The sequence below is a fragment of the Sphingomonas horti genome, from assembly GCF_009753715.1.
GTDB lineage: Bacteria > Pseudomonadota > Alphaproteobacteria > Sphingomonadales > Sphingomonadaceae > Sphingomonas_B > Sphingomonas_B horti.
In genome coordinates this window covers 108,781-121,880 of sequence record NZ_WQMS01000006.1, presented here as the reverse complement: position 1 = coordinate 121,880, position 13,100 = coordinate 108,781, and the positions used below count along the sequence as shown (strand labels likewise).

General features: G+C 68.5%; 15 protein-coding genes. 1 reads left to right on the top strand and 14 read right to left on the bottom strand.

Annotation, left to right across the window (positions count from 1 at the left end):
* From GON01_RS04190 to GON01_RS04140, 11 genes are all read right to left on the bottom strand, one after another.
* The gene (locus GON01_RS04190; RefSeq protein WP_157026119.1) at positions 1 to 384 is read right to left on the bottom strand and encodes a hypothetical protein; all 384 of its coding nucleotides are present in this window, start codon (positions 382 to 384) and stop codon (positions 1 to 3) included.
* Between the two features lie 12 nt (positions 385 to 396).
* Positions 397 to 945: a demethoxyubiquinone hydroxylase family protein gene (locus tag GON01_RS04185; RefSeq protein ID WP_157026118.1), complete on the bottom strand. Its 549-nt coding sequence runs from the start codon at positions 943 to 945 to the stop codon at positions 397 to 399.
* On the bottom strand, positions 942 to 1,427 hold the full coding sequence (locus tag GON01_RS04180) for a disulfide bond formation protein B (protein WP_157026117.1): 486 nt from the start codon (positions 1,425 to 1,427) through the stop codon (positions 942 to 944). The genes GON01_RS04185 and GON01_RS04180 overlap by 4 nt, the downstream gene beginning before the upstream one ends.
* A 176-nt stretch (positions 1,428 to 1,603) precedes the next feature.
* Entirely contained in the window at positions 1,604 to 2,932 is a 1,329-nt protein-coding gene (locus GON01_RS04175; RefSeq protein ID WP_157026116.1) for a S41 family peptidase, read from the bottom strand.
* Between the two features lie 61 nt (positions 2,933 to 2,993).
* Positions 2,994 to 4,157 carry a murein hydrolase activator EnvC family protein gene (locus GON01_RS04170; protein WP_232328652.1) on the bottom strand — a complete coding sequence of 388 codons (1,164 nt, stop codon included), beginning with the start codon at positions 4,155 to 4,157 and terminating at the stop codon, positions 2,994 to 2,996.
* Positions 4,154 to 4,576 (bottom strand): 23S rRNA (pseudouridine(1915)-N(3))-methyltransferase RlmH, encoded by a 423-nt coding sequence (locus GON01_RS04165; RefSeq protein ID WP_157026114.1) that lies wholly within the window; start codon positions 4,574 to 4,576, stop codon positions 4,154 to 4,156. Before GON01_RS04165 ends, GON01_RS04170 begins: the two co-directional genes overlap by 4 nt.
* Positions 4,577 to 4,653: 77 nt before the next feature.
* Positions 4,654 to 5,049, bottom strand: a complete 396-nt coding sequence (gene rsfS, locus GON01_RS04160; protein WP_157026113.1) for a ribosome silencing factor — start codon at positions 5,047 to 5,049, stop codon at positions 4,654 to 4,656.
* Between the two features lie 9 nt (positions 5,050 to 5,058).
* Positions 5,059 to 5,682 (bottom strand): nicotinate-nucleotide adenylyltransferase, encoded by a 624-nt coding sequence (locus GON01_RS04155; protein ID WP_157026112.1) that lies wholly within the window; start codon positions 5,680 to 5,682, stop codon positions 5,059 to 5,061.
* Positions 5,679 to 5,963 carry a type II toxin-antitoxin system RelE/ParE family toxin gene (locus GON01_RS17400; protein WP_157026111.1) on the bottom strand — a complete coding sequence of 95 codons (285 nt, stop codon included), beginning with the start codon at positions 5,961 to 5,963 and terminating at the stop codon, positions 5,679 to 5,681. The genes GON01_RS04155 and GON01_RS17400 overlap by 4 nt, the downstream gene beginning before the upstream one ends.
* Positions 5,960 to 6,232, bottom strand: coding sequence for a hypothetical protein (locus tag GON01_RS04145; RefSeq protein WP_157026110.1), 273 nt, complete (start codon positions 6,230 to 6,232; stop codon positions 5,960 to 5,962). The genes GON01_RS17400 and GON01_RS04145 overlap by 4 nt, the downstream gene beginning before the upstream one ends.
* Positions 6,233 to 6,263: 31 nt before the next feature.
* Positions 6,264 to 7,511, bottom strand: a complete 1,248-nt coding sequence (locus GON01_RS04140) for a glutamate-5-semialdehyde dehydrogenase (RefSeq protein ID WP_157026109.1) — start codon at positions 7,509 to 7,511, stop codon at positions 6,264 to 6,266.
* A 46-nt stretch (positions 7,512 to 7,557) separates the two neighbouring features.
* Here GON01_RS04140 and GON01_RS04135 point away from each other — a divergent pair, with 46 nt between their 5' ends.
* Entirely contained in the window at positions 7,558 to 8,613 is a 1,056-nt protein-coding gene (locus tag GON01_RS04135; protein ID WP_157026108.1) for a DUF3667 domain-containing protein, read from the top strand.
* A 17-nt stretch (positions 8,614 to 8,630) separates the two neighbouring features.
* Here GON01_RS04135 and GON01_RS04130 read toward each other — a convergent pair whose 3' ends face one another.
* From GON01_RS04130 to GON01_RS04120, 3 genes are all read right to left on the bottom strand, one after another.
* Complete coding sequence (locus GON01_RS04130) at positions 8,631 to 9,350, bottom strand: class I SAM-dependent methyltransferase (RefSeq protein ID WP_232328651.1); 720 nt, start codon at positions 9,348 to 9,350, stop codon at positions 8,631 to 8,633.
* The gene (gene prfB, locus GON01_RS04125; protein WP_157026107.1) at positions 9,347 to 10,474 is read right to left on the bottom strand and encodes a peptide chain release factor 2; all 1,128 of its coding nucleotides are present in this window, start codon (positions 10,472 to 10,474) and stop codon (positions 9,347 to 9,349) included. The genes GON01_RS04130 and prfB overlap by 4 nt, the downstream gene beginning before the upstream one ends.
* Positions 10,475 to 10,583: 109 nt before the next feature.
* A complete protein-coding gene (locus GON01_RS04120) occupies positions 10,584 to 13,097 on the bottom strand; it encodes a penicillin-binding protein 1A (protein WP_157026106.1) in 2,514 nt (837 codons plus the stop codon).
* Between the last annotated feature and the right edge of the window lie 3 nt (positions 13,098 to 13,100).

Genomic DNA, 13,100 nt, shown 5'->3' with positions numbered 1-13,100 from the left:
TCACTGCCCCTGCGGAATCTCGCCCGCTTCGCGCGCGCGGCGCTCCTCGCGCGCCTGGCGGAGCATCTGCTGATAGCAGCCGGTCCAGCCGGCGGCGCCGGAAGGCGAGCAGCTGTTGATGCCCGAGGCGCCGACATATTCCATGCTGCGCGCGCGCACGGCCCAGCTCTGGTTCTCCGGGCTCGGCTTCACCCGGCGGAGCTCCTGCGGGATGCGGTAGCGCTCGCCTTCCGAGCGGCGGACGCAGATGGTGTCGCGCGGGCAGGCGTCGTTGCCGAAGATGATCAGCACCTGCTCGTTCGTGTTGCGCTGGGCCTCGGCCGGCCCGGCCGGCAGCAGCAGTGGAGCGCCGAGCGCGACGGCCAACAGGGTCTTCTTCAACATCGCGGGCACTCCCTAGATACGCTTTGACAGAGCGATCGCGGCGCGGCAGCCGAGCCGGATCGCGTGGAACATCAGCGGATAGGCCGGCGCGCGCTCGGCCCCGGCGGCGAGCGCGTGGTCGCGGTGGGCGACCTCGTCCGCCTGGAATTCGCGGATACGGTCGGACAGTTCGGGATCGCTGTCGCCCAGCTCCTCGAGCTGCTTGCCGTAATGGCGGTCGATCTCGGTCTCGATCGCGGCGGTGCACGCCATCGCCGCTTCCGGCCCGATCGCGGCGGTGACGGCGCCAAGCGCGAAGCCGGCGGCGTTCCACAAGGGCTGCAGCGCGGTCGGGCGGACGCCGCGCTCCACGATCATCGCATCGAAGCGGGCGCGGTGCGCTTCCTCCTGCGCCGCCATGCCGGCGACGATCCGGGCCGCGGGCGTGCGGTCGCCCATCACCGCGAGCTGGCCGGCATAGATGCGGGTCGCGCCATATTCGCCGGCCTGGTCGACACGCAGCATCGACGCGGCATCGGGTCTCCTGTCGCCGGGTCTAGGGTGTGGACTCACCCTGATCATCGCGCTCTCCTCTTTCCCGCCAACAACGCCCAGATGGCGATCGCGGCGCCAAAGGAGAAGATGGCGTTGAAGCCGGCGAGCGACACGCCGCCCAATGTCCATTGCGGCTGGTCGCAGCGGATCAGCGGCGCGTTCATGATCGCCTTCAGCAAATCCTCGGAACTGGCGGCCGATGGCCCGCGCGAGCAGGTCGTGACGCCTTCCCACCAGCCATATTCGACGCCGGCATGGAACACGCCGATCGCGCCCGAGATCGCGATGGCGAGGGCGGCGAGGAGGACAAGCGCGCGGGACCAGCGCGGCTGGCCGGACAGGCCATAAGCGAGCAGCGCGAGCGCGATCGCCGCCTCATGCGGCCAGCGCTGCCAATAGCACATCTCGCACGGGTAGAGCCCGCCGACATATTGCGACGCGAGCGCGCCGCCGAGCAGGACGGCGGGCGCCAGCAGGGCAAGCAGGCGGGCTTTGGCGAGTTGTGACAAGTTCCCTCCCAGAACACCGTTCGGGCTGCGCCTGCCGGGCGCCCGCGAAAGGACTACTTTCGCGGGGACCCTGGCCGAAGCCTCCCTCACTTCTTCGCCGATTCAGTAAGAAGAAGGGAGGCCTTCGACAAGCTCAGGCCGAACGGAGTTTAGGGCACGCGTGCGTGAACCGGAGCTTACTTGCCGCGCGACGCGGTCTGGACGGCGGGCAGCTTGGCCAGCCGCTCCAGCGTCTTCACGGCGTAATCGAGCTGGAAGTCCTTGACCCCCTGCTTCTCCAACTGCTCCGAGGTGAGGCGGAAGCGCGGGTCTTCCTTCACATCGTCCTCGAGGATCGAATTATCGACCTTCGCCTGGTTGATCAGGTGACGGCGCAGGTCCGCCTCGCGGAAGCGCGGCCGGTCCTTATAGTCCGGATCGCTGAGTTGCGGCACCAGCACGTCAGGCTCAATGCCGCCTTCCTGCACCGAACGGCCCGAAGGCGTGTAGTAGCGCGCCGTCGTCAGGCGCAGCGCCGTGGTCTGCGACAGCGGCAGCAGGGTCTGCACCGATCCCTTGCCGAAGCTGCGCTCGCCCATCACGATCGCGCGGTGATGGTCCTGCAGGGCGCCGGCGACGATTTCGGAGGCCGAGGCGGACCCCGCGTCGACCAGCACGATCACCGGCGCGCCGTGCGTGTCGTCCCCGGGCTTCGCATAATAGCGCTCGATATCGTTCTTCTCGCGGCCGCGCTGCGAGACGATCTCGCCATGATCGAGGAACGCGTCCGACACCTCGATCGCCTGGTCGAGCAGGCCGCCGGGGTTGGAGCGCAGGTCGACGACATAGCCGGCCGGCTTGTGGCCGAGCGACTTCTCGATGCCCACGATCGCGGCGCGCACGCCGGCGCCGGTGTTCTTCGAGAAGGCGTTGATGTTGATCACGCCGACATCGCCGCGAACTTCCCACTTGACCGGCTTCAGCTCGATCACTTCGCGGGTCAGGCTCAGGTCGAACGGCTTGTCGCGGCCGGGGCGCACGATCGTGACCTTCAGCGCCGTGCCGGGCTTGCCGCGCATCTGCTCGACCGCCTCGTCGAGCGTGCCGCCATAAAGCAGCTCGCCGTTCAGGTGCGTGATATAGTCGCCGGCCTTGATCCCCGCGCGCGCAGCCGGCGTGTCCTCGCTCGCCGCGATCACCTTGACCACGCCGTCTTCCATCGAGACGGTGAGCCCGAGGCCGCCATAATTGCCGTCGGTCTGCGCCTTCATCGACTGGAAGTCGGTCGCGTCGAGGAACGAGCTGTGCGGGTCGAGGCTCGCCAGCATGCCGTTGATCGCGCCCTTGATCAGCGTCTTGTCATCGACCTTGTCGACATATTCGGCGCGCACGCGCTCGAACACGTTCATGAACTGGTCGAGTTCCTTGTAGGTGTCGTTGTCGACGGCGGCGAGGCCGGACGTGGCGAGCGGCACCAGCGCGAGCGCGCTGACAAGGGCGGTGGCGCGGAACAGGGGACGGAACATCAAGCACTTCCTGCCGGAGTTAGCGAATCGAGAATATAGGCTTTTCGACGGGCGTAAAAGGTCAGCCGATCAGGGTCGTCGGATTAACCGGTTTTCCGTCCCGGCGAAGCTCGACGGTGACGCCGTCGCGACCGGCGCGGCCCAGGGGACTGCCGGCGGCCACGGTGTCGCCGATGCGGGCGATGTTGGAGGCAAGGCCGGTGACGATGCTCATATAGCCCTCGCCGTGATCGACGATCGCGATTCCGCCATAGCCCCTGTAGAGTCCCGCGAAGGTGACGCGGCCGGCGGCAGGGGCGACGACGATGGCGCCGGGCCGGGCATCGATCGACACGCCGCTGGCGCGCATGCCCGACGGCAAAGCCTCGCCGAAACCGCGCACGACCGGCCCCAGCACCGGCAGCCGGTACAGCAGGCGCTGCGGCGGCGGCGCGGATCGGGCTTCGACCGGTAGCGCTTCGCTCAGCCGCGCCGGACGGGGGAGCGGCCCCGGCAGGCTTGCCAGCCGCTCGCGCAGCGTGCCTTCGGTCCCCAGCCGGCGGACCAGATCCTCCAGGTCGCGCGCCTGTTCGCCGAGCGTGGCCGCCCGCTCCGCCTCAAGCCGGGCGCTGCCGGCGAGCGCGGCGGAGCGGCGGCGCTGCTCGACCTCCAGCCGGGCGAGTTGCTGCTGCTCGATCCGTCCGCGCCGCTGGCCGTGGCGCAGCGAGGCGACCGCAAGCCCTGCCCGCCGGCGCAGCGCCGCCGAGCGCGCGACTTCGGCGCGAAGGTCGGCCGTCTGCTCCGCGATCCGGGGCGTCACCGTCGACAGCACCGCGCGAACATGGACGAGATCATTGAGGCTGCCGGGCTGGAGCAGGGTCGCGGCGACCGGGCGGCGCGCCATCGTCTCCAGCGCGCCGACCAGCCGGGCGATCGGCTGCTCGCGTGCGGCGAGGCGCTGTTCCTGCCGGCGCTGCTGAGTACGGATGATCGCCAGCCGCGCCTCGGCGGCGCCAATGTCAGCTTCGGCCGCCTGGATGCGCGCCGCCACCGCGGCGGCCGCGGCGCGCGCGCGTTCCGCCTGATCCAGCGCAGCCCTTGCCTGAGCGTCGAGCGCAGCCGCGCGCGCCCGCGCGCCGTTCGCCTGCGCCTGGGCCGTGGCGAGCCGGGCGCGCGGGTCGTCCTGTGCGGCGAGCGCGGTCGCGGCGGCCAGCGCGCCGAGCATGATCCAGCCAGCCTTCATCATCCCTCCCGGTGGTAGGGATGATTGGCAAGGATCGAAGTCGCGCGAAAGAGCTGTTCCATCAGCATCGCGCGGGCGAGCAGATGCGGCCAGGTCGCGCGGCCGAAGGCGAGCAGCAGATCGGCGGAGTCGCGCTCGACGGCGTCGTGCCCGTCGGCGGCGCCGAGCAGGAAGCGGCATTCGCGCTTGCCACCGTCGCGCCATCTCTCGAGCTGCTTCGCCAGTTCGGCGGAGGTGAGCTGCTCGCCGCGCTCATCCAGCGCGACGGTGACGCCGTTGGGGTCACGCGGCGGTACGCGGCCGCCCTGGTCCGGCAATTCGGTGAGCTTCAGCGGCCAGCCGATTCGCTTCTCATAGCGCGCGACCAGCTCGGCCTCGGGTCCGCGCCCGATCCGGCCGCGCGCAACGATGTGCAGCAGCAACTAGAGCGCGATCAACGAGATTGAACCGCATCCGTCATTGCGAGCGCAGCGACGAATTTACTCAAGACGATCATGCTCTACGCGTGCGCCGGATTGGGCGGCGGCGGGGCCTCGCCGAACGCCCACATCCGCTCCAGATTGTAGAAGCTGCGCACTTCGGGGCGGAACAGGTGGACGATGACGTCGCCGGCATCGATCAGCACCCAATCCGCGGCGGGCAGGCCCTCTACGCGGGCCTGCCGCCCCAGCTCGCCCTTCATCCGTTCGACCAGCTTCTGCGCCATCGAGGCGACCTGGCGGGTCGAGCGGCCGGATGCGATCACCATGTGATCGGCAATGCTGCTCTTGCCCTCCAACGGGATCGAGACGGTCTCGATCGCCTGGTCGTCCTCCAGCGAGGACAGGACGAGGTTGTGCAGCGCCGAAACCTGGTCGGCTTCGGGCGTGGTGCGTGCAAGTGACTGTGCGGCCAAGTGGGTTCCTCAGCTAGAGTGCGTTCGTCGTGGAGATTCAACGCGCGAGAGCGCGCGGCGGTGCCAATCGGGATCGGCCTGGCGGATGCGGGTCGCCGAACGTTGGTCGGGGACAAAGCGCAACAGCACGAGCGCCGGCGGTCTCCAATTCGTCCAGTTCCTCAACTCGGCCGCGGGCCGGACGAAGCGCCGCAACCAGCCCATCGCGGGTGCCGCGCGGGCAGCCCGGTTATACCCCGGCCGCGCCACCACCGCAATCGGCACCAGCCGCGCGATCGCTCGCCACGCGCGCCAGTGATGAAATTGCAACAGGTTGTCCGCGCCCATCAGCCAGATGAATTTGTGGTCCGGGTAGCGGCTTTTCAAGGCGGCGAGGGTATCGATCGTATAGCGCGTGCCCAGTTCCGCCTCGGTCGCGGTCGGGCGGATGCGCGTGCCGCGCGCCTGGACCCGCGCCGAGGCGAGCCGGGCCGCAAGCGGCGCCATCGTCGCCGCGTCCTTCAGCGGATTGCCAGGCGAGACCAGCCACCACAGCTCGTCCAGCTCCAGCGCCCGGATCGCGAACAGCGAAATCGCCCGGTGCCCGCCATGCGCCGGATTGAAGCTGCCGCCGAGGAGGCCGATGCGGTTCAATTGTGTCGGCGCCAATTCTGGTGCTGGTGGCGGATGCGTGTCACGAACAACAAGTCAGGTTTGGTCCTGTAGAAGAGCAGGAACGGCGTACGCCCTATCCGCCATTTCCGGACACTAGACTTTTCGACAATACTCCCCGCCGATGGCCTATCCAGGAGAAACTCGAACGTGTTCTCCAGCGCGCGGGTCAGATCTCGGTAAAGGTCAGGATCGCGGGGTACCCAATAGCGCTCGATAGCTTCCAAATCACGAAGTGCTGCAGCCGAGAGTTCGGCCCTCATGAGGCGCTAGATCGCCTTGCAATCTCCACTTCCGCGCGGGCGCGCGATTCTGCGAGCCATTTAAGCACTTCCTCGTGGCTGTGCACGCGGCCTTCCTCGAAGTCGCGTTCCGCTTCAGCCATTGCTTCTTCGAACGCCTGCTGCTCTTCGATGGCCTCGTTCACTGCGTGGTCGACGAAAGCCTCCAGGCTCTCTCCGCGTGCCCGCGCGACTTCTGCGGCACGCGCAGCCGTTTCGGGATTTAAGCTCACGGCAGGAAGGGCGTTCATTGGCTCAACCTATGCGCCAAACGGATCGCTTTCAACCGCGCACCTGGCCCGTGCCTCGCCCCACCCATTTGTAGGTGGTGAGGCCTTCCAGCGCGACAGGACCTCTGGCGTGGAGGCGGCCGGTGGCGATGCCGATCTCCGCGCCCAGGCCGAACTCGCCGCCATCGGCGAACTGGGTCGAGGCGTTGTGGAGCACGATCGCGCTGTCGACCTCGGCCAGGAAACGCGTGGCCGCCCCACGGTCGCCGGTCACGATCGCATCGGTGTGGCCTGAGCCGTGCGTGGCGATATGCGTCAATGCGGCTTCGAGGCCGTCGACGATCGCGACGGCGGCGACCGCGTCCAGATATTCGGTGTCCCAATCCTCGGGCCCAGCGGGACGGATACGAGGGTCGAGTGCCTGGGCACGGCCGTCGCCGCGCAGCTCACAGCCGCGCTCCAACAGAGCTTCGACGAGCGGGATCGTGGCCGGATAGTCGGCGTCGATCAGCAGCGTCTCCATCGCGCCACAGACGCCGGTCCGCCTCAGCTTCGCATCGAGCACCACCGCTTCCGCCATCGCCGGAGCGGCGGCGTGGTGGACATAGACATGGTTGTTGCCTTCGAGATGGGCGAGCACCGGCACCCGCGCTTCGGCCTGCACGGCCGCGACCAGCGACTTGCCGCCGCGCGGCACGACCAGGTCGATCGCGCCCGCCGCACGAAGCATTGCCGAGACCAGCGCCCGGTCGGGATCGTCGACCAGCTGGATCGCGGTTTGGGGCAGCCCCGCGGCGGCAAGGCCGGTCGCGAGTGCCCAGTGCAGCGCGCGATTGCTCGCCCGCGCCTCGGAGCCGCCGCGCAGGATCACTGCGTTGCCGGAGCGCAGGCACAGCGCACCCGCGTCCGCAGTGACGTTGGGGCGGCTTTCATAGACGATCCCGACGACCCCGATCGGCACGCGCACGCGCTGGAGCCGCAGGCCGTTCGGGCGCGTGCGGGAGTCGATCACCTCACCGACGGGGCTCGGCAGTGCGGCGATCGCCTCCAGCGCACCGGCAATGGCTTCGACCCGGGGGGCATCGAGCCGCAGCCGGTCGCGCAGCGCGGCGCCGAGCCCATCCGCCGCTGCGAGGTCGCGCGCATTCGCATCGAGAATCGCGGCGGCTCTGTCGCGGATGGCAGCGGCTGCGGCGCGCAGGGCGTCGGCGGTGCGCGCGGGGCCGGCGCGTGCGACCTCCGTCGCGGCGGCACGTGCGTCCTTCGCCATCGCGGCGATCCGGGCTTCGGACGACATCATCGCAGCCGCCTAGCATGGGCCGATCCAACTCTGCTACGGTTGCGCAATGACGGGGATCGAAGCGACAGGGGACCTGGTCACCGGTGCGCTGGTGGCGGGCGCGATCGAACGGGCGGGCGGCGAGCGCAGCGCGGAAGGCGCTCACGACGCGCTCTGCCTCAATTGCGGCACGGCACTGCTCGGCGACTATTGCCACCGGTGCGGCCAGCCCGAGCATATCCATCGCTCACTGTCCGCGATCTGGCACGACCTGGCGCACGGGGTGCTGCATTTCGAAGGCAAGATCTGGAACACGCTGCCGCTGCTCGCCTGGCGGCCGGGCGAGCTGACGCGGCGCTTCATCCACGGCGAACGGGCGCGCTTCATTTCGCCGATGGCGCTGTTTCTGTTTTCGGTGTTCCTGATGTTCGCGCTGTTCAGCGCGATCGGCGCGCACATGGAAGTGCCCGACAACAAGCCGCCGACCGAAGCCGCCCAGGTCGCGGCACGGGCCAAGATCCCGCAGGCCGAGGCCGAGCTCGAACAGCTGAAGCAGCTGCGGTCCGCGGCCGCCACGCCCGTCGAACGGGAAGCCCTGTCGGCGCGCGTCGAGAAGGCACGCGAGGACCTGGTCGGCCTCAACGAGATCACCGAATGGAAGCCGGGCCGGACGATGAACTTCACGACCGGCTGGCCGCATCTCGATGCCGCGCTGGTGAAGGCCAACGAGAACCCGAACCTGCTGCTCTACAAGCTGCAGTCGAGCGCCTATAAATTCTCCTGGGCGCTGATCCCGATCTCGACGCCGTTCGTGTGGCTGCTGTTCGCCTGGAGGCGACAGTTCAAGGTCTATGACCACGCGGTGTTCGTGACCTATTCGCTGTCCTTCATGTCGCTGATGGTGATCGCGCTGACGCTGCTGGGCAAGATCGGCATCGCCGACGGCCTCATTGTGCTGGCGGTGATGCTGATCCCGCCGGTCCATATGTACCGGCAGCTGCGCGGCGCCTACGGCATCGGACGCGTGAGCGCGCTGCTGCGGCTGACGGCACTGCTGATCTTCGCTTTCTGGGCGTTGAGCGCCTATCTGTTCCTGCTGATCACGATGGGCGTGCTCGGCTGACGTCGCCGCGATCCGCCTTATTGTGAGCGGCAGCCCTTGATGTCGCGCGGCTCGGGCCTGGGCCCGCGGGCTTCGAACGCGGCGAAATAGCCGCCGGCGTTCGGCATCCGCTCGATCCGCACCAACTGGTAGCCGACCGCGCCGAACTCGCACCGCAGCAGCGCGGGCGGGGTGCCGTGCGCTTCGGTCGGGCGGTCCGCGTCGACCACGATCACCTGCCCCCCCGGCTTCAGCGACGGGCGCAGGTTCCAGAGGAACTCATAGGGTTCCTCGATCTCGTGGTACATGTGGACCATGAACACCCGGTCGAAGCTGTTCGACGGCAGCTTCGGATCGGCCGCGTCGCCGAGCCGCACCGACACATTGTCGAGCCGCTCGCGATTAACGCGCTCGGCGAGCGCATTGCGGACCTCGGGCACGATATCCTCGGCCAGCACCCGGCCCTTCATGCCCACGCGTGCGGCGAGACGGATGGTGTAATAGCCCTCGCCGGCGCCGATATCGGCGACCGTCATGCCGGGCGCGACGCCGGCGCGGTTCATCACCTCGGCGGCTTCCTTCAGCCGGTCGCGGCTTTCCTCGTCCGACCAGCGGCTGGAGACGATCTTCGCGACCGGGCGGTGCGCCTGCGGGAAATCGGACGCATGGTCGTCCGCCGCCAGAGCATTGTGCTCGGCCGGCGCCTCGCAGGCGCTCAGCAGCATCAGCGCGGCAAGGGCGGCCGCGGCGCGCATCATTCCACGTCCTCGACCTCGACCTTCTCACCGGTCACGCGCTGGCTGAGCGCGGCCGCCATGAACGGGTCGAGATCGCCGTCGAGCACGTCGCCGGGCGCGGTCGAGGTGACGCCGGTGCGCAGGTCCTTCACCAGCTGGTACGGCTGCAGCACGTAGGAGCGGATCTGGTGGCCCCAGCCGATATCGGTCTTGGTCGCGTTGGCGGCATTGGCCTCGGCCTCCCGCTTCTGGAGCTCCAGCTCGAACAGCTTGGCGCGCAGTTGGCTGAACGCCTCGGCGCGGTTCTTGTGCTGCGAACGCTGGCTCTGCGACTGGACGACGATGCCGGTCGGCAAATGGGTGATCCGCACCGCCGAATCGGTGGTGTTGATGTGCTGGCCGCCGGCGCCCGACGAGCGGAAGGTATCGATCCGCAGGTCGGCGTCATTGATGTCGACCTCGATATTGTCGTCGACCACCGGATAGACCCAGACGCTCGCGAAGCTGGTGTGACGGCGCGCGTTGGAATCATAGGGGCTGATGCGGACCAGCCGGTGGACGCCGCTTTCCGTCTTCGCATAGCCATAGGCGTTCTCGCCCTTCAGCAGCAAAGTCGCGGACTTGATGCCGGCCTGCTCGCCGGCATGATAGTCGATCAGCTCGACCTTCATGCCGTGCCGCTCCGCCCAGCGCGTGTACATGCGCTGCAGCATGCCGGCCCAATCCTGGCTCTCGGTCCCGCCGGCGCCGGCATTGACCTCGACATAGGTGTCGTTGGCGTCGGCCTCCCCGGCAAGCAGCGCGGCGACCTTGTCGCGCTCCGCCCGCTCGGCGAGCGCGGCAAGGCTCGCCACCCCTTCGTCGGCCAGCGCCTCGTCGGCCTCGGCCTCGGCCAGCTCGATCAGCTCGACCGTGTCGTCGCGCTCGCGCTCGATGGCGCGCGTGGCGGTGATCGCCTCGTCGAGCCGCCGGCGCTCGCGCATCACCGCCTGCGCCTGCTTCGGGTCGTTCCAGAGCGACTGGTCCTCGACTTTCGCATTGAGTTCGTCGAGGCGGCGCAGCGCCCGGTCCCAGTCGAGGAATCGCCTGAGCAGCGCGAGCGCGTCGTTGATCTGGTCGACATGGGCTTGCGCTTCGGCGCGCATCATTAACTCCGTGGTCTGTTCCCCGGCGAAGGCCGGGGCCCAGGCATTATCGTTGAACTGGATCCCGGCCTTCGCCGGGACACGCTCTGCAGCCTGAACGGCTGCAGAGCTAGTAAATCCCGCCCTCGCGCTCAAGGAACTCGCTGTCGCGCGGGCCCTGGCGGACGGGAACGTCGGGCGGAAGCATTTTCTCCTTGGGCCGCGCGGCGATCTCTTCGCGGCGGATCGTGCGGCGCGGCTCGCTTTCCGGCTTGAACGCTTCCCAGATGACCGCGGGCTTGGCCTCGGTCAGCGACGGGAAGGTGCCGAACACCTTGCGACCCGAACGGCGATCGATTCGCACCATGCGGATGCCAGGCGCGGCGCGGAACGAGACGATCGGCATGTCCTTCAGCGCCTCGCGCGCGAACTGCTTGAAGATCGGCGCGGCAAGCGTGCCGCCCTGGGCATAGCCGCCCATCGGCCGCGGCTGGTCATAGCCGAGATAGGTGCCGGCGATCAGGTCCGGCGAGCCGCCGATGAACCACACGTTGGTCGGGCCGCTGGTGGTGCCGGTCTTGCCGAGCAGCGGGCGGTTGAGCTCGCGCAGCGTCTGGGCGGTGCCGCGCTGGACCACGCCTTCGAGGATATGGACGATCTGATAGGCCGTCATCGGGTCCATCAGCTGGCGGCCCCGCACCGGTGGGCGGGGCATCGGCTTGCCGTCCCAATCCTTCGCGTTGCAGGTCCGCATCAACGCGCAGCGCGTGTCGGTGCGGTAGATGACCTTGCCGTTGCGGTCCTGCACATAGTCGATCAGCGTCGGCTTCAGCTCGCGGCCGAGCGCCACCAGCTGCGAGAAGGCGTTGGTCATCTTCATCGGCGTGGTCTCGCCGGCACCGAGCGCGATCGACAGGAACGGCTTGTAGTTGCCGATTCCCATCCGCGCGATCGTGCGCACGACATTGTCCATTCCGGTCTGCGACGCTGTGCGTACTGTCATCAGGTTGCGCGACTGCTCGATCGCCCAGCGCAAGGTCTGCGGCCCGGCATAGCCGCCCGAGAAATTACGGAAGCATTTCTGGCCGAGCAGCGCCGACTGATAGACGCAGAACGGCCCGTCGACGATCAGCGTCGCGGGCGTCATCCCCTGGTCGAGCGCGGCCGCATAGACGAACGGCTTGATCGTCGAGCCAGGCTGGCGCAGCGCCTGGGTCGCGTTGTTGAAGCTGTGGATGCGGCTGTCCCACCCACCCTGCATCGCCATGATGCGGCCGTTATGCGGGTTCTGGACGACCATCGCGCCGGAGATCGCCGGGATCGACCGCAACGCCCAGACGCCGCCTTCCTGCTCGACCGCGATCACGTCGCCGGGCTTCAGCGCGTCGAACGTCGTGCCGCCCTTGCCAGCGACCGGCATCGTCGCGGCGGATGCCGGCATCGTCCCGGTCTCGCCGCTCTGGAAGCCGAGCCTGACCTCGCCGCCCGACTTCTCCAGCACGATCGCGATCCGCCAGTCGGCATAGCCGGCGCCAAGGTTGGCGGCGGCGAGGCGCTGCGCCCAATTGCCGTCGGTCGGGAGCTTCTTGATCGGACCATGCCAGCCCTTGCCGCGATCGTAACGGGCCAGCCCATCGCGTAGCGCCGTCTCGGCGAGCTGCTGCAGGCGAGGATCGAGCGAGGTGCGCACCCACAGGCCGCCGGCATAAAGGCTGTTCGGCCCATCCTCGGCGGTGTCGCCAAAGCGCTGGATCAACTCGCGCCGCACTTCCTCGAGGAAATAGCCGGCATTGGATTCGAAGCGCGTCCCCTGCCGCGGCACGGTGCCGAGCGGCGAGGCGACGGCCGCGTCATGCTCCGCCTTGCTGATGAATCCGTTGCGCAGCATCTCGCCGAGCACCCAATTGCGCCGATCGAGCGCGCGCTCGGTGTGGCGTTCCGGATCGTAATTGGAGGGGCCTTTCGGCAGGATCGCGAGATAGGCCATCTGCGGCAGCGTCAGCTGCGCCACGTCCTTGTCGAAATAGGCGCGCGCCGCCGCCTGCACGCCATAGGCGTTCCGGCCGAGGAAGATCTGGTTGAGGTAGAGCTCCAGGATCTGCGGCTTGGTCAGCGCATCCTCGATCCGGTAGGCGAGCAGCGCCTCGCGGATCTTGCGCCGGTAGCTGAGCTCGTTGCCGAGCAGCAGGTTCTTGGCGACCTGCTGAGTGATCGTCGACGCGCCGACCGGGCGGCCGCTGTGCGTCAGGTTGGTGATGATCGCCGAGACGATGCCCGGATAGTCGACGCCGCCATGGCTGAAGAAGGTCCGGTCCTCGGCCGAGATATAGGCCTGGACCAGCCTCTGCGGGAATTCCGGATAGGAGAGCTGGACCCGCCGCTCACGCGCATAGGAGTGGATCGGCGCGCCGTCGATCGCGCGCACGTTGGTCGGCAGCGGCGGCTGGTAGGTGCGCAGCTTGTCGACCGAGGGCAGATCGCGCGCGAACAGCACCCAGATCAGCGCATAGCCGAGCAACAGCAGCCCGGCAGCATAGGCCAGCCAGCGGAACCACCGCCGCGTCGACAGCTCGCCGAGCTTTTGCCGATAATCGCCCGCCCGCTTCAGGGTAAAGCGCGAGCCCGCCGCATCAGACTGTTCCATCCG

Excerpts from the sequence above, each read along its gene's own strand:
- GON01_RS04190 (WP_157026119.1), bottom strand. The coding sequence starts at position 384 with ATGTTGAAGAAGACCCTGTTGGCCGTCGCGCTCGGCGCTCCACTGCTG.
- GON01_RS04185 (WP_157026118.1), bottom strand. The coding sequence starts at position 945 with ATGATCAGGGTGAGTCCACACCCTAGACCCGGCGACAGGAGACCCGAT.
- GON01_RS04175 (WP_157026116.1), bottom strand. The coding sequence starts at position 2,932 with ATGTTCCGTCCCCTGTTCCGCGCCACCGCCCTTGTCAGCGCGCTCGCG.
- GON01_RS04170 (WP_232328652.1), bottom strand. The coding sequence starts at position 4,157 with ATGATGAAGGCTGGCTGGATCATGCTCGGCGCGCTGGCCGCCGCGACC.
- GON01_RS17400 (WP_157026111.1), bottom strand. The coding sequence starts at position 5,963 with ATGAGGGCCGAACTCTCGGCTGCAGCACTTCGTGATTTGGAAGCTATC.
- GON01_RS04145 (WP_157026110.1), bottom strand. The coding sequence starts at position 6,232 with ATGAACGCCCTTCCTGCCGTGAGCTTAAATCCCGAAACGGCTGCGCGT.
- GON01_RS04140 (WP_157026109.1), bottom strand. The coding sequence starts at position 7,511 with ATGATGTCGTCCGAAGCCCGGATCGCCGCGATGGCGAAGGACGCACGT.
- GON01_RS04135 (WP_157026108.1), top strand. The coding sequence starts at position 7,558 with ATGACGGGGATCGAAGCGACAGGGGACCTGGTCACCGGTGCGCTGGTG.
- GON01_RS04130 (WP_232328651.1), bottom strand. The coding sequence starts at position 9,350 with ATGATGCGCGCCGCGGCCGCCCTTGCCGCGCTGATGCTGCTGAGCGCC.
- prfB (WP_157026107.1), bottom strand. The coding sequence starts at position 10,474 with ATGCGCGCCGAAGCGCAAGCCCATGTCGACCAGATCAACGACGCGCTC.
- GON01_RS04120 (WP_157026106.1), bottom strand. The coding sequence starts at position 13,097 with ATGGAACAGTCTGATGCGGCGGGCTCGCGCTTTACCCTGAAGCGGGCG.